The organism is Kutzneria buriramensis (assembly GCF_003387475.1).
Taxonomy (GTDB): Bacteria; Actinomycetota; Actinomycetes; order Mycobacteriales; family Pseudonocardiaceae; genus Kutzneria; species Kutzneria buriramensis.
The window spans coordinates 140,705-156,684 of sequence record NZ_QUNO01000009.1; the positions used below are offsets into that span (position 1 = coordinate 140,705).

The following is a 15,980-nucleotide window of genomic DNA, read 5'->3' on the forward strand; positions in this document are numbered from 1 at the left end:
ACAACCGCGCAGGGCCGGCCACATCTGACCTGATATTCCTTTGCCACAAGGAAGTTGACACGTTGCGTGATCTCGGCGAACCTAAATTCACCACCCACGGGGAATCCGGCCGGGGAATGGCTCGGCGGCCGGTCGGGGAAGCGAGAGGAAAGATGCAGGCGCACTGCGATGCCTTCGACGGCGAGTGGGTGGTGCATTGTCGCGACGAGCGCGTCGGCCTGCGGGCGGTGATCGCGATCGACGATCCCGCGCTGGGTCCGGGTCTCGGCGGCGTGCGCATGGGCCGCTACCCGCATCTGGACGCCGGCACGGCCGAGGCCAAGCGGCTCGCGGCGGCGGCCACCAGCAAGCTCGCCTTCGCCGGACTGCCCTATGGGGGCGCGAAGTCCGTCATCCTCGACCCGGGCCGGCCGGTCGGGCGCTCGGCGCTGATGCGCCGGTTCGGGGAGTTCGTCCGCCGCCTCGACGGCGCGTACGTGCCGGGCTACGACTTCGGCACCACCAGCCAGGACATGCTGGACGTGGGCAGCGGCGGCGCCGAGGTGACGTGCACGCAGGACGACCCGATGTCGTCCACGGCGGCCGGGCTGGTCGCCGCCATCGAAGCGTCCGTCGGCTACCTGATCGGCGGCGACCTCGCGGGCGTCCGCATTGTGGTGCAAGGCGCCAGCCGGACCAGCGGCGACATGGCGCGGTTGCTGGCCGCCCGGGGCGCGCACGTGCTGATCGGTCGGCCGAACGAAGTCGTCATCACGCCGTCGGACGTCCTGTGCGTGGAGTCCGCGGTGATCGACGCCGACGCCGCCGAGGTGCTGAACTCGCGGATCGTGATCGGCACGGCCAACGACCTGCTGGTCGCCCCGCGCGACGCCGAAACCCTGGCCGACCGCGGCATCACGTACGTGCCCGACTTCGTCGGCACCGCCGGCGGCGCGATCCGCGTGCACGGGCGGCGCGCCGGCTGGGATGACACCCGGGTGCGCGCCGAGGTCGCCGCCATCGGCGACCGGGTCCGCGCCCTGCTGGAGGAATCCGACCGCACCGGCGCCACTCCCCTGCACCTGGCGCGGCAGACGGTCGCCACGTCGGTGCGGTTACTTCGGTCGAACGCCGTGGGCGCCGGCCCGCTCGGTGGCCCGTTCGATGTCCCACCGCGCGCCGAAAGTCCCGTACACGGCGATGGCCTCGTCGAGAGCGGCCTGAGCCTGCGCTAGCTCACCCTGGGCGGCGTGCAGGACGGCCAGATCCTCAAGCGCCTGACCGAGTTCGACCGCACGCCCGAAGCGCCGGTAGTGATCGGCGGCCTGCCGAGCGGGCGTGGGATCGCCGGTGACGAGAGCCCGGCAGCGCAGCGACGCCGCGAACGCGCGCGCGGGATGCTGCTCGCGGCTGGCCTCGTCGTCACACTGTTCCGCCGCGGCACGGGCGGTGTCGAGGTCGCCACGCTGCACCGCGAGCCGCGCCAGGTCCGGCAACCACTGGTGGCGCAGGGTCATCTGCGAGTAGTCGGCCTTGAGGTTGGGCGTGAGCAGCGAGATCGCCTCATCGATGCGACCTTCCTGTTCCGCCGCAACCGCTTGCGCCGCAACGAGGAAGTCGCAGTTCTCCCGCTCCGCCGGGCTGGCGACGGGCAGTTCGGCGGCGGCCTGGAGGTGCGCGAGGGCGGCATCGTCGTCGGCCCGGCGAAGCGCGATGAGCGCGGCGATTCCGTGCAGGAGAAGCAGCGTGACGGTGCTTTCGCGCAGGCCGTAGAAGGTCATCTCCGGGCTGTCCTGGGCCACGCCGTCGAGGTCGGCCAGCGTCTCGTCCCAGCGGCCGACCCAGTAGTGGTGCACGGCGGCGGGCACGTGCAGCTCGGTCGGCACGGCGTGCTGGCGGCCGAGCTCGCGCGCGAAGTCCAGGGTCTCGTCGACCTCGGCGAGCCGGTCCAGGTTCTGGAGGCTGAACAGGCGGTTGTCCAGAACGCTCAGCCGCAGCCCGACCAGCTCGGGATCGCCGGCGACGGTGGCGATCGCCTGGTCCGCGACGGTGATGGCCGCCGCGTGCTCGCGCCGTACGGAGTGCACGACCCACAGCTCCTGGAGGCCGTGCGCGGTGGCGAACGCGTCCCCGCACTCCTGGCCACGCTTGACCGCCCGGCGGGCGCTCGCCTCCGTCGCCGTGAGGTCGTGGTTGCCGGTCCGCTCGGCGGTCGCGGTCAGCACCTCGTGCCGCGCCTTCCAGTGCTCCGGCACGTTCGGGCCCTCGATGGACTCCCGCAGCATCTCCACCGCGGCGGCGCCCTCGCCACGCCGGCACAGCACGTGGGCAAGGATCGACCGCATCTCGGACAGCCGCTCGACGTCGTCGGTGCGGCCGATCACGTAGCGCACCTCGGCTTCCGGCGTGCCGCCGAGACCGAAGGACAGCATCGCGAGCTCCGCGGTCAGGGCCGTTCGCGCGGCCGTGGTGATCGTCGGCGTGGCCAGGGCGCGGCGGATCAGGTCCATGGTGATCTGCGGGGCCCGCTGGCCGAGCACGGAAGCGTTGTCCTGCAACCAGGTGACGACCCAGTTCTCGACCGCGCCGGGCACCGCCAGCAGCTGCTCGGCGACCTGCTCGCGCGGGGCGCCCGCCTTGGCGAGCGCCTGCGCGGCATGGTTGTGCAGGGCGAGGCGGACGGCGTTCGGCGTGCCCTCGTACAGTGCCTGCCGGATCAGGCCGTGCCGGAACGCCAGGTACGACCCGTTGTGGACGAGGACCTTGCCGGTGATCGCCTCGTCGAGGAGGGTCATGAGGTCGGGGACCGGGCGGTCGCTGACGATGGCCAGGTCGTCGAGGACGAACTCGCCGCCGAGCAGCGAGGCCCATTGCAGGGCCTCCTTCGCGCCTGTGGACAGGAAGCTGAGACGTCGGGTCAGGGCGGCGACGAGCGAACCCGGTGCGGTGACGGCGGTCTGGTGCTGGATCTCGGCGCTGCCGTCGGCGACGGTGATCGCGTGTTCGCGGTCAAGGGCGTCGAGGAGCTCGCGCACGTAGAGGGGGTTGCCGCCGGCGCGGGCGGTCAGGTTGGCCAGCTCGGGGCCGGGTGGCGCGCCGACGGATTCGCGGACGATGTCCTGCACCGCGGATTCCGTCAGGGGTTCGAGGGCGACGATGTAACCGTTGTCCGCCTCGGCCGCTCGGCGCACCTCCGCCACGTGCGGGCGGCGGGGCAGGGTGCGGGCGCTGCCCGTGAGGAGGAGCGGGAGGCGGGTCGTGGCGCGGCAGAGTCGGTGCCATACCAGCAGACTCGTCTCATCGGCCCATTGCAGATCGTCCACCACGAGCAGCAGCGGGGCGTCTTCGGTGAGCGTCTCGACGAAGGCCAGCAGGCGGTCGACGGCGGCGGTCACCGGGTCCACACCGGGCAGGAGGGCGTTCGCCGGACCGTGCAGGGTGGCCGCGAGTTCGGCGCGGCGCGGGTCGGCGGAGCGGCCGTCGACGTCCAGACAGTCGAGGATGGTTCGCAGCGGGAAGCGTTGCCCCAGCTCGTCGGCGACCGCCCAGCCGAGCTGGCAGCCCTGTCCTTCGGCACCCTTCAGGCCGGCCGCGAGTAGCGAGGACTTGCCGATACCGGGCTCGCCCTCGATCCAGATGATGCCGCCGCTGCCGGCGGCGGCCTGCGCGACCATGGCCTGCATGCGGGCGATTTCCGCCTCGCGGCTGACGAATCCGTCCGGGATGCGGATGTGGTGGCTCGCTCGGGCCGGGACGGTGCGCGCGGGGCGCTGCGGCGGTTCGTTTGCCTTGATCCGCTCGTAGAGGCGGGTCAGGGGCGGGCTCGGTTCGATGCCCAACTCGTCGGAGAGGAGCTTGCTCGCGTCGTCGTAGACCTCGAGGGCCTCGGCGCGGCGGCCGCCGCGCCACAAGGCGGTCATGAGCAGCGCGCGGAGGCGTTCCCGCAGCGGGTAGGCCTCGGTCAGCCGGGTCAGTTCGTCCAGGACGTCCGCGCCCATTTCGATCATCGTCTCGACGCGGTGGACCCGGGTGGCGAGGCGGAGTTCGGCGAGACTGGCGCGGCGTCTTTCCGCGTAGGGGCCGGGGATGCCGCCGAGGGCGTCTTCGTCGGTGGGCCAGAGCGCCAGGGCGGCGTCGAGGGTGCGGACGGCTGCCGTGCCGGTCAGGGTGGTGGCCTGCTGGCGGAGCATTTCGAACCGGGTGAGGTCGACGTCCTCGGCCGGCAGGCGGAGGACGTAGCCGCCGCCCGAGGACTCCAAGAGCTGGCTCGGGGCTCGGTTCGGGCGGTTCGGCTCGAGGGCTCGGCGGAGGTCGGAGATGTAGGTGAAGATGCTGCCGTCCGCGCTGGCCGGGGGATCCTCGCCCCAGATGCCGTCGACCAGTTCGCTGCGGGAGACCACCGTGTTGACGCTCGCCGCCAGCATGGCGAACACCGCCCGCTGGCGCGGCGGCCCCAAGGAGATCTCGCCGGTGTCGGACCATGCCCGGACGGTGCCGAGCAATTCCACCTTGACCAAGGGTGACCAACGCTCTCGCTGGACGGGGGGTGTACGGAGCCGAGCATACGGCGCTACGGACAGACGACTGCAAGGGGTTGTCGGGTTTGTCTGTTTCCGTGGTGGCGGGGAGTGCGGTTTCGGGGGTTATTCGTTGCCTCGGGGCTGTTTTGGCGACTCCGGGGGATGTTGCCTTCGCCGGGGGTTTGTCGGCTCCACGGAGTCGCCGTCGACAATCCGTGGGGATTGCCGTTTGGGTTGCCTTTGCGGAGGCTTTTGTTGCCTACTCGGGGGTTGTTCGTTGCCTACGCGGGGATTTTGTGTGGAGCCTCTGGACGATGGCTTCGAGGGGCACTTCCGGGGCAGGCTACGCCTGCCCCTCACGCCGACAAGCTTAAGCCATCGTCCCCCTCCACACAAAATCCCCACTCAATCTTTTTCGCCACCGTGCACGTCGCACGGGGTAGTCGGCGGCAATTATGCATGAAACAGGTTCACCCGTTAGGGATTCGAATTGGATCTTGCAGGTCGGTATTCTTAGAGGTATGAAACTCACCCGAGAGTTGGAAAAAGCGGAGCCCAGTGGGGCCCTGTTCAACCTCCTCGCGGGTCTCGAGTTCGACGCCCTTTCGGATGACCAGCGGGTCACCGTCACCATTCTCGCCCGCAAGATCAAGGCCTTCGCCGACTATGTAGAGTTGGCCGTGCTGCGGGGTGTCGAGGACACCGCCGAGTTGGCGATGGCCATCACCGAACCCGAGCAGACCGTGGCCCGCCGCAAGGAGTTGACCCAGGATCTGCGGACCCTGCCCCGCCTGATGGACCAGTTGCGGCAGGGGCGCCTGGACCTGCGCCGGCTCGAAGCGGTCCGTGATCGGGTCCGCAACCTGCCGTCCGTGGCGCTCATCGCCGAGGTCGAAGACACGCTAGTTGAGGCGGCTCCCGGGTTGACCCACTCCCAGCTCAGCCGGCGGACCACCGCGCTGGTCGCGCAAGCCGACCCCACCGGCTACGAACAACGCCACCAGAAAGCCAAAGCCGAGCGTCGCGTGGAGATCCGGCCGCTCCCGGACGGCATGGCCCACCTCACCGCCGTGCTGCCCGCCGTCGAGGCCCGCATGATCCACGACCTGCTCTGCGCCGACGCCAAAGACCTCCCCACCGACGAGCGCACCACCGACCAGAAACGAGCGGATGCCTTCCTCGACCGGTTCCTCGGCCAGGCCAAGGAACGTGACGTGCGGGTGCACGTCACCATCTCGATGGAGACCTTGATGGGGTTGACCGAAGACCCCGCCCTACTCGAGGGCTACGGCCCCATCACCGCCGACACCGCCCGAGAGTTGGCCATGGACGGCATCTGGCGGGCGATCCTGCTCGACGAACACGACCAAGCCGACACCATCGGCAAACACACCTACCGACCAGGCCAACGCCTCAAAGAACTCGTCGGCGTCCGCGCCGGCAACGTCTGCTCCGCCCCCGGCTGCACCCGACCCATCCAAGAAGGCGACCACGTCACCCCCTGGCCCAAAGGCCACACCACACTCCCCAACCTCAAAGGCCTCTGCACCCGCCACCACCACCTCAAACACGACACCCACAAAGCCACCGTCGACAACGACGGCACCCTGCACTGGACCACCCCACACGGCCGCACCTACACCACCACACCCCACAACTACTGACCGGCCCGGCGGCCCAAAGCCCCACACACCAGCAAGCCGCCTCAATCGTGGCCACCCCGTCGGGCCACCCCACCGCCCCGCCGGACCCCACCCAGCCTGACCCCAGCCCGCCGGACCACCGCGCCACCCAACCTCCGCCCCGCCGGACCACCGCGCCACCCAACCTCCGCCCCGCCGGACCCCACCCAGCCACCCCACCCCCAAACCCGGCCACCCCGCGACTCCCATCCCCAACGCCCCCACCATTATCGCCACTCCGAACCCCGGCATCCCACCCTGAGCGCCATCACCACTCCAAACCCCTTGCAGCCCACCCCAACCACCATCACCACGCCCAACCCCCAGCACCACCATCAACACCCGAAACCCCCACGCACCCCACCGCCATCACCAATCGCACCCCCAGCACCATCACCCCCTACCCACCAACCTCCGCATGTGCTGTCCCCTCCACCTCCCACCGCCTAACCCGCCACCACCCTCCCCGCTCCTTCCGCTCCACCCGCACCACCGCATTCGCCCGTTCCGAGTTCCGGCACACCGCCCCCCTCCGCCCGTCCGGCTCCCGATACGGCACGGCCAGCACCCGCCCCTCCACCAACTCCACGTCCACCCGCACTCGAATTCCGCGCCCACTCCCCCACACCGACCACCGCGACCACCCGATCCGCGCCCGCATCACGGGCAACAGCCCCGGTATCCAGTCCTCCCCACCCACCCGCAACCGCACGAACGTCAGCGGCGGCAGCCACCGCAGCACCGGCCGTCCAGACACCCCGCCAACAACCTCCAACACATCTCCGCCACCCAGATCCGCGTGCAGCCAAATCCACCGCAACGCGTTCCCGTGCCCGTAAATACGTGCCGTCGCCCCGACTCCATCGGCAATCCGAAGAACTGAATCTCCCCACCGCATCTCGCCGTCGAACCGAGCCCCCGGCGCCACCACCATGTGCGCGGTCGGCAGCACTTCCCGCCGCCAAGCCCATTCCGGGAACGTGAACATCGGACGTCCACCGCCGCTCACGCCCAGATCCCAGCTGAGACCCTCGGCGCTGCCCGCCAACCGCTCCCCGGCCACCAGAACGTCCCCGGCCCGAAACCCGTCGCCACCCCAAAAAGGCAGATCACCGAAGCGCCCGCTCACCACCGGGCCGTCGACGGGAAACACCGCCGCCCACCCCCACGCGAACGCCTGGCCACCGCCGGACGGCGCGATGAGCTCGTGGTGCAGCCACACTCCGGTCCCGCTGACAGGATCGGTCAGCGTCGTGTACCAGACCTCGAGCCGCCCGGGCGTCCCGTCCCACCTCGGCCGCAGGTAGTCGTCCATGCCCGCATCCTCCGGGCAGATCGCGCTCCTCGCCACAAAAGTCGCCGCCCGATCGCGCCGGGCACCCTCCGTGACGTATCTTCTCCCCCGGCTCGCAGAGCTCGCAGAGTGTGTTCGGCATTCCGGAACGCTCGACCCCGTTCACCACGTCCCGGAGGCAGACATGACCGAAGTAGTCGCGCGCGCGGTGCCCCCTTCCGCCGACGGCAAGGGCCTGCGCACCGGAGCGCTCGGTATGGTGTCCTCGGTGGTGATCGGGACGGCCTCGACCGCACCCGCCTACTCCATCGCCGCCACGCTCGGCCTGCTCGTGGTCGGCGGCACCGGCTTCAAGGCGGCCGGCTTCGTGCTGTGGGCCTTCGTGCCGGTGCTGTTCGTCGCCCTCGCCTACCGCGAGCTGAACTCCGCCGAACCCGACTGCGGCACGAACTTCACCTGGTCCACCCGGGCCTTCGGCAGCCGCACCGGCTGGATGGTCGGCTGGGTGGTGACGGTCGCGCAGCTGCTGGCGATGTCCAGCCAGTCCGCCATCTCCGGCAAGTACACACTCCTGCTGTTCGGCCTGGACTCGTTGGCGGACAACAAGTACGCCACCCTGGCGGTCGGCCTGCTCTGGCTGGTCCTGCTGTGCTGGATCTGCTACCGGGGCATCGAGGTCTCGGCCCGGATGCAGTGGATCCTGCTGGCGGTCGAGCTGACCGTCCTCGTGATCTTCGCGGTGGTCGCGCTGGTCCGGGTGTTCAACGGCACGGCCGGGCCGCAGGCCTCGGCGCCGCAGTGGAGCTGGCTGTGGCCGTCCGGGATCGGGCTCGGCGCCTTCGTCGCCGCCACGCTGCCCGCCGTGTTCCTGTACTGGGGTTGGGACAGCTCGATCTCCGTCAACGAGGAGTCGGCCGACCCACGGCACGGCCCGGGCAAGGCGGCCGTGCTGTCGACCCTGCTGCTGGTGCTGAACTACGTGGTCGTCGCCATCGCCGCGCTGGCCTTCGCCGGCGTCGGCAAGGACGGCATCGGCCTCGGCAACCCCGACAACTCCTCGGACGTGCTGGCCGGCCTCGGCTCGGCGGTGTTCGGCGGCGGCGCCTTCGGCAAGATCATGGGCGTGCTGCTGATCATCTCGGTGCTGACCAGCGCCGCCGCCAGCAGCCAGGCCACCATCATGCCGTCCGCCCGGACCACCCTGTCCATGGCCGTGCACGGCGCGCTGCCCTCGGCCTTCGGCAAGGTGCACCCGCGCTACCTCACCCCCACCGTCTCGACCTGGGCATTCGGCATCGTGTCCTTCGTCCTGTACGTGCTCTTGTCGCTCTGGAGTGACGATGTGCTCGCCGACTCCGTCAGCGCCATCGGCCTCACCATCGGCACCGAATACGCCATGACCGCGCTCGCCTGCGTCTGGGTGTTCCGCCGCACCCTGTTCACCAGCGTCCGCAACTTCGCCCTGCGCGGGCTGCTGCCGCTGGTCGGCGGCCTGTTCTTCGTGCTGGTCCTGATCATGGCGGTCGTCTACTACGCGCAGCCCGACAGCGGCTCGACCACCGTGTTCGGCATCGGCGGCGTCGCCGTGATCGGCGTGCTCGCCATCGTCATCGGCGTGCCGCTCATGCTGCTCATCTATCGGAGCTGCCGGAACTTCTTCGCAGGCCGCACGCTTCCCCGCGGGTCCGTGCCCGCCGGCGGCGATTCGATCGTGCCTGACGTGGCCTGAGCGATCAGCAGGACGCCGGCGATGCTGACGGCGCCGCCGAGGAGTTCGGTCGGTTGCGGCACCTCGCCCAGCCACACGAACGACACCGCCAGCGCGACAACCGGAACCAGATACAGCGCAGCTGTGGCCACGGTGACGCTGTAACGAGCGACGCCGTAGCCCCACAACACAAAGCCGACGACTGACGGCAGCAAGGCGAGGAATACCACGGCAATGGTGGCGTCGATCGGTGCCCGCGCGACACCGGCGACAGCCTCCGGCGCGAGCGGCAGCGAAAACGCAGTGCCGGCCCAGATCGCGTAGCAGGCGACCTCGAGCCCGGAATACCTGAGCAGCAACGGCTTGCTGGCGAAGTGATACATGCCCTGGACGGCCGCGGCGGCGAGCAGCACCCAGGCGGAGGTCGAGTACTGCACGCTGCCGCCGGACAGGGCGATCAATGCCGAGCCGGCCAAAGCGATCACGCTGCCGATGATCTTACGGCCGGTGAGCCGCTCACCGAGCCAAACAGCGGCGAGCCCGGCGCTGAACACGGGCGCGGGCGCCACGAGCAGGCTGGCGGTGCCGGCGGCCACGTGCAACTCGCCCCAGTTCAGCAGCAATTGGTACGCGGTCATGCCGGTGAACCCGCACAGCGCGATCAGCGGGAGGTCCCGTCGCCGCGGCAGCCGCACGCCGAGCAGCGGCGCGGCCAGCAGCAGCGTCACGGACGCCACGGCGAGACGGAGGAACGACAGGCCGAACGGGCCGTATCCCTGGAGGCCGACGCGGACCGCCGGGAACGCCGACGCCCACAGCACAACGGTGGCGGCGATCGCGAGCGGGGCTTTGAGGTTGCGCACGGCCCCTAGTCTGGGAGCCGAAACCCAGAAGGTCTATTTAGTCTTTCCACTGAAATCGGTTAGGGTCAGTTTATGATTGACGTGCGCAGGCTGAAGTTGCTGCACGAACTCGCGCAGCAGGGCACGGTGGCCGCCACCGCCGATGCGTTGCAGCTCACGGGCCCGGCGGTGTCGCAGCAGCTGGCCGTGCTGGAACGCGAGGCCGGCGTGCCGCTGCTGGAGAAACGCGGTCGGAACGTGGTGCTCACCGCGGCCGGCCGGCTGCTGGTGTCGCACGCCGACATCATCCTCGGCGACGTCAGCGCTGCCGAGTCCGCGCTGGCGGCGTTGAAGGCCAACGGCTCCGGCACAGTCCGCATCGCCGCCTTCGCCACCGCCGCGCGCACCCTCGTCGCTCCTATCTGGACGGACGTGCCCGGCGTGCAGCTGCGCCTCGTCGACGCCGAGCCGGACGCGGCGACTTCCCTGCTGCACCAGACCATCGACATCGCCATCGTGCACAGCTACACCCTGCTGCCGCGGCCGACGCCGGCCAACTGCGAGGTGCACGAACTCCTCGAGGAACCCGTGCTGTTCGCGGTGTCGCCGAAAACTGCCGCGCAGAAACACCTTGTGGAAGGCCAGAAGGTCCGGCTGACCCGGTTCGCCGACGAACGGTGGCTCGCGCCGACCAAGGAGTTCTCCTGCCACGAGATGATCCAGCGCGCCTGCGGCGCCGCCGGTTTCGTGCCGGACATCGTCGCCGAGGCATCGGACTTCGCCGTGCTGGTCGCCCTCGTCGCCGCCGGCGCGGGTGTCGCCCTGGTGCCGCGCATGGCCATCCCCGACGGCCACGAACCCGTCAGCCTGCACCCACTGGCCGTGCCGGTGACGAGGAAGATCTACGCCCTGACCCGGATGGGATCGGCACGGCGGCCGGATATTCGCGCAGTGTTGGAGCGTCTGCGCGCCAGCACTGACTAGCCTGAGGTATGAGCACCGAACTCGCGTTCCGAAGCAGCGCCGGCACCGGCCGCACGGTCGTGTTCCTGCACGGAAACTCGTCCTCGTCAAGCACCTGGCAGGGTCTGCTCGACGGACCCTTCGGCCAACGGTTCCATTGCCTCGCCCTGGATCTGCCCGGCCATGGCGGGTCGAGACCCGCCGACGACTACTCGGTCCCCGCCCATGCGTCGGCGCTGGCAGAGTTTCTACAGAAGAACGAGGACGTCGTTGTCGTCGGCTGGAGCCTCGGCGGCCACATCACCCTGCACGCCGCGAACGCGCTCACGCGGGCCGCCGGATTCGTGATCTTCGGTACGCCACCGATCGAGACGGCCGCCTCGCTCGCCGAGGGATTCCTGCCGAACCCGGCCTTCAACACCGGCTTCCAGGGCGAGATCAGCCCCGAGGAAGCCCTGGCGTACGCGAAGTCCATGCTCGCCCCCGACTCTGCGGTGTCGCCGGACGTGCTCGTGCCGGACATCCTCGCCACCGATCCCGGCGCGCGCACGGGCCTCGGCGCCAGCGTCGCCGAGGGCCGGTTCGTCGACGAGGTCGAGGTCATCGCCAACCTCTCCCAGCCGCTGCTCGTCCTGCACGGGGCCGAGGACCAGCTGGTGTCCCTCGACTACCTCCGCAAGCTCGACCTGCCGGTCGAGGTGTTCGACGGCATCGGGCACGCCATCCAGCTCGAGGCGCCGGACCTGTTGGCACGCCGGCTCACGGAGTTCGTCGAGGGACTCTGACAAGGAGGCGGGGCACGCCGAGCGCGCCCCGCCAAGGAATCACGGGCAGCGCGGCTGGCCGGGGCCACCGCAGGGCGGCGGCTGCTGGCGCGGCTGGTAGTACGAATCGGTGAAGCCGCCGCCGTCGGCCGTCAACGGTCCGGGTATCGCCAGGTTCTGGTACCCGCCGAGCACATACGCCTGGAGGGTGATCGCCTGGGGACCGCCCGCCGCGATCGACGAGCACGACCCGCCCTGCACATACACCGGCGCCCAGCACGCGCCCGCGAACGTGACGCTGTGGAAGTTGGCCAGCGGCAGAATCCCGCCCGAGTACGGCGCTTCCACGATCCACTCGGCCGTCGTGCCGGCTGGCGAGGACGCCAGCGGCACGCTGATGCACGTGTTGATCGTGAAGTTGCAGACGCCGGCCTGGGCTCCGCTCGCGGTGTACAGGCCGACGCCGCCGACGAAGTCACCGGGGTGCACCGGCAGGTTGTTGATCCTCTGCTCGCTGCCGGTGTCCCCGGTGCCGCCCACGATCTCGTACCAGGCGTAGTACGTGGTCGCCCCGTTGGCCGCCACGTCCTGCGTCGTGCCGGCCTGGATGAGCGCTCCGGAGCCGGCGTTGAAGCCGCCGCCGATGCCGGCCCACGTCGAGGAGTAGTAGCCCCTGGTCGAGTAGCCGGGCACCGGCGCGGTCACCGTCGGCACGGTCCAGCCGGCCTGCGCGTAGTTGGCGTGCTGGGTGACCTGGTAGCCCGACCAGTTCGACGACACCAGGTCGTTGACGACCTTCGGGTCGTGCCGGATGCCGGTCGCCGTGCACCTCAGGGTCGTCAGCCAGGTGACGTGCCGGTGCAGCGCCTCGGCAAGCATCCCGTTCGACGACGCGGCGGCGTCCGCCGCGGTCGGCACCACCGCGCCGCGGGCGCTCGCACAGCCGGAACCGGCCGGCGCGGCGGCCGCCGTGGCCGTCGTGGCCCCGGCGATCAGGCAGCCGGCGATCGCGGCCGCGGCCAGCCATCGTGATCTTCGCATCTGTCCACCTCTCCGTAGCGGCAAGGCAATCCCGCCGGGGCGTATGATTTGCCGCCACCGCACACACGGGCGCACATCGGCGGGGGCGCGATGGAATTGGGCGTGCTGGGTCCGCTGCGCATCCACAGCGCACACGGCACGGTGGCGCCGCGCCGCCGGATGACCGGTCTGGTGCTGGGAGTACTGGCCCTTCGCCCGAACGCCGCGATGCCGATCGGCCGGCTCACCGACTGCCTGTGGAACGGCCGCCCGCCCGCGTCGGCGTCGTCCAACCTCCGCACCCACGTCGCCGAGCTGCGCGGCCTGTTGCGCACGGCCGACGGCAGCGGCCCGTGCATCGAGTCCCGGCAGGGCCGCTACACCCTGCGCGTGACCGCCGATCAGCTCGACGCGCTCCGCTTCGACGGCCTGTTCGAGACGGGCCGGCGCGAGCTCACCGGCGGTCATCCCGAGATCGCGGCCGACCATCTGCGACGGGCGGTCGAGTTGTGGCGGGGGCCGGTGCTGGACGGTCTCGCCGTGCCGGACGAGTTCCGGAACGAGGTGGAACGGCTTGCGGCGCAACGGATCGAGGCCATCGAGGACTGGGTGGAGGCCCGGCTGGCGATCGGCCAGCACGACCGGCTCGCGGTCGAGCTCGCCGGCCTGGTCGAGCAGTACCCGCTGCGCGAGCGGCTGTGGGGCCAGCTCATGACCAGCCTGTACGCCGTCGGGCGGCAGGCGGAGGCGTTGGGCGCGTACCAGCGGCTGCATGCGTTGCTGGACAACGAACTCGGCGTCCAGCCGGGATCGGCGATCCGGGAGCTGCACCAGCGCATGCTGCGCGGCGACCAGCTCGGCGGGCCGCCGGTGCGACTGCGTGCCCGACCGAGACCCCGGCAGCTGCCGCGAGATCCGTCGATCTTCGTCGGCCGGGACGCGGAGCTGGCGGCGTTGGCCGCCGACACCGGGCCGGTGATCGTGTCGGCGATCAGCGGCACGGCCGGTGTCGGGAAAACCGCCCTCGCCCTGCGGTGGGCCCACGGCGCGACGGCCGATTACCCCGACGGCTGCCTTTACGTCGATCTTCGCGGCTTCGGGCCGCAGCCGCCGCTGGATCCGGTCGCGGTGCTCGACGGTTTCCTGCGCAGCCTCGGCGTCTCCGCCGAGGAACGCCCCACCGAGCTCGACGCCCTGGCCGCGCGCTACCGCACCGAGCTCGCCGACCGGCGGGTCCTGGTGCTGCTGGACAACGCCGAGTCCGCCGAGCAGGTCCGGCCGCTGCTGCCCGGCGGCTCGTCGAGTCGCGTCGTCGTGACCAGCCGCGACTCGCTGGCCGGGCTCGTCGCCCGCGACGGCGCGCGCCGCCTGGACCTGGGGCTGTTGCCCATGGACGCCGCGATCGACCTTCTGCGGCACCTCATCGGGCCCCGGGTCGATGACGAGCCGGATGCGGCGCGGGCACTGGCCGAGCAGTGCGCCCGGCTACCGCTCGCGCTGCGGGTGGCCGCCGAGCTGGCGATCTCCCGTCGCGGCGGCACGCTCGGCGACCTCGTCGCGGAGCTCGGGCTTCAGACCCGCAAGCTCGATCTGCTCGCGGCCGGCGGCGATCCCATGACCGCCGTGCGGGCGGTGTTCTCCTGGTCGTACCAACAGTTGTCGGTGCCGGCGGCGAACGCGTTCCGGTTGCTCGGGCTGCATCCGGGCCGGGACCTCGACCGGTACGCCGCCGGCGCCCTGGTCGACGGCGATCCGGACATGCTGGCCACGCTCGTCAGCGGGCATCTGCTCGATGAGCAGGACGGCCGGTACCGGATGCACGACCTGCTCCGCACCTACGCCCGCGAGCTGGTCACGCCGCCGGAGAGCGACGCGGCGACGACCCGGCTGATCGACCACTACGTCTACACCGCCTCGCTGGCCATGGATGTGGCCGTCGAGTACGAAAAGGACAGACGCCCGCGGGTCACGCCGCCGGGGTCGGAATCACCGGTTTTCCACGACATCGACGCCGCGACCGCGTGGCTGGATGCCGAGCGTGCCAACCTGATCGCCGTGGCCCCGCACGCCTCTGCGTGCCAGGTCGGCCAGCTGTCCGCGATCCTGCACCGGTATCTCGACAACGGCGGCTACTACCACGAGGCCCTGGTGCTGCACGCGGCCGCGGCGCGGCGAGCCGAGCCCGAGGTCCGCGCCGCGATTCTGTGCAACCTCGGGGTGATCTTCTGGCGGATCGACCGGCCGCAGCAGGCCCTGGACCGGTACCTCCAGGCGCTGGAAGTCGCCCGCGACAACGGTGATCGCACGATCGAGGCACGGGCCTTGAACAACATCGGCCTGGTCGACGAGCACCTCGGTCGGTACGAGGAGGCCCTGGGCCGCTTCGGCCAGGCGGCGCGGGTGGCGGCCGAGGTCGGCGACCGCCCCGGCCAGGCCCGCGCGCTGGACAACCTCGGCAATGTCACCGAGTACCTCGGCCGCTACGACGAAGCCTTGGCGCACAAGCAGAACGCGCTCGCGATCGCCCGCGAGATCGGCGACCTCGTCGGCGAGGCCAGCAGCCTCAACAACATCGGCAACGTCTACGAGCGCATCGCCGATCACCGCACCGCGCTCGACCACTACCAGCAGGCGCTGGCCATCGGTCGACGGCTCGGGCACGCCGAGATCGAGGGCCACGCCCTGGACAACGTCGGCGCCGCCTACCGTCACATCGGGGACTGCGCGCAGGCGTTGGAGCACCACCGACCGGCCATCGACCTCGCCCGCAAGTCCGGCAACAACTACCTGCTCGCCCGCACCCTCAACAATCTCGGCGAGACCCTGCGCCGGCGCGACGACCTCGACGCCGCCGCCGACGCCCACCGCGAAGCCCTGGCCGTCGCCGTCACCCTCGGCGAACTCCAGACGCAGGCCCGCGCCCACGACGGCATCGCCCACGTTCTCGCCACCCGCGGCAAGGCGAAGGACGCCCACGACCACTGGCAACTCGCCCTGGACATCTACACCCGCCTGGGCGCCCCCGAAGCCGCCGAAGTCTCCGCCAACCTCCGCGAGTCGCGCGCGAGGTCGCGCCGGCCTCTGGACCGCGGGCTCAGCTCGATCGAATCTTCTCATCGATCGAGCTGAGACAAGGGAAGAGGCCGGCTTGGAAGCGACCTCGCCCCGCGCGGAACGCGCGGCACAAGCACAGGCACGGCGAATGTAG

The 15,980-nt window shown here is 70.7% G+C and carries 10 protein-coding genes; 6 read left to right on the top strand and 4 right to left on the bottom strand.

The window, feature by feature from the left end; all coding sequences use genetic code 11:
* The first annotated feature begins 152 nt into the window (after positions 1-152).
* Positions 153-1,214, top strand: coding sequence for a Glu/Leu/Phe/Val dehydrogenase dimerization domain-containing protein (locus BCF44_RS26195; protein ID WP_170217751.1), 1,062 nt, complete (start codon positions 153-155; stop codon positions 1,212-1,214).
* Here the strand turns inward: BCF44_RS26195 and BCF44_RS26200 are convergent.
* Positions 1,095-4,487 carry an ATP-binding protein gene (locus BCF44_RS26200; protein WP_147328633.1) on the bottom strand — a complete coding sequence of 1,131 codons (3,393 nt, stop codon included), beginning with the start codon at positions 4,485-4,487 and terminating at the stop codon, positions 1,095-1,097. The two genes, BCF44_RS26195 and BCF44_RS26200, sit on opposite strands and share 120 nt — an antisense overlap.
* 509 nt (positions 4,488-4,996) lie before the next feature.
* On the opposite strand from BCF44_RS26200, the gene BCF44_RS26205 reads away from it, so the two are divergent.
* Entirely contained in the window at positions 4,997-6,163 is a 1,167-nt protein-coding gene (locus BCF44_RS26205; protein ID WP_170217752.1) for an HNH endonuclease signature motif containing protein, read from the top strand.
* 418 nt (positions 6,164-6,581) lie between these two features.
* Here BCF44_RS26205 and BCF44_RS26210 read toward each other — a convergent pair whose 3' ends face one another.
* Positions 6,582-7,496 carry a hypothetical protein gene (locus BCF44_RS26210; RefSeq protein WP_116177043.1) on the bottom strand — a complete coding sequence of 305 codons (915 nt, stop codon included), beginning with the start codon at positions 7,494-7,496 and terminating at the stop codon, positions 6,582-6,584.
* Between the two features lie 163 nt (positions 7,497-7,659).
* On the opposite strand from BCF44_RS26210, the gene BCF44_RS26215 reads away from it, so the two are divergent.
* Positions 7,660-9,204, top strand: coding sequence for an APC family permease (locus BCF44_RS26215; protein ID WP_116177044.1), 1,545 nt, complete (start codon positions 7,660-7,662; stop codon positions 9,202-9,204).
* Here the strand turns inward: BCF44_RS26215 and BCF44_RS26220 are convergent.
* Positions 9,111-10,046, bottom strand: coding sequence for a DMT family transporter (locus BCF44_RS26220; RefSeq protein ID WP_116177045.1), 936 nt, complete (start codon positions 10,044-10,046; stop codon positions 9,111-9,113). The genes BCF44_RS26215 and BCF44_RS26220 overlap by 94 nt on opposite strands.
* Before the next feature lie 81 nt (positions 10,047-10,127).
* On the opposite strand from BCF44_RS26220, the gene BCF44_RS26225 reads away from it, so the two are divergent.
* Both BCF44_RS26225 and BCF44_RS26230 read left to right on the top strand, forming a co-directional pair.
* Entirely contained in the window at positions 10,128-11,009 is an 882-nt protein-coding gene (locus BCF44_RS26225) for a LysR family transcriptional regulator (RefSeq protein WP_211353235.1), read from the top strand.
* Between the two features lie 8 nt (positions 11,010-11,017).
* Positions 11,018-11,773, top strand: a complete 756-nt coding sequence (locus BCF44_RS26230; protein WP_116177047.1) for an alpha/beta fold hydrolase — start codon at positions 11,018-11,020, stop codon at positions 11,771-11,773.
* A 39-nt stretch (positions 11,774-11,812) separates the two neighbouring features.
* Here BCF44_RS26230 and BCF44_RS26235 read toward each other — a convergent pair whose 3' ends face one another.
* The gene (locus tag BCF44_RS26235) at positions 11,813-12,793 is read right to left on the bottom strand and encodes a G1 family glutamic endopeptidase (RefSeq protein ID WP_116177048.1); all 981 of its coding nucleotides are present in this window, start codon (positions 12,791-12,793) and stop codon (positions 11,813-11,815) included.
* Positions 12,794-12,883: 90 nt separating this feature from the next.
* On the opposite strand from BCF44_RS26235, the gene BCF44_RS26240 reads away from it, so the two are divergent.
* Positions 12,884-15,901 (top strand): AfsR/SARP family transcriptional regulator, encoded by a 3,018-nt coding sequence (locus BCF44_RS26240; RefSeq protein WP_116177049.1) that lies wholly within the window; start codon positions 12,884-12,886, stop codon positions 15,899-15,901.
* Positions 15,902-15,980: the final 79 nt, after the last annotated feature.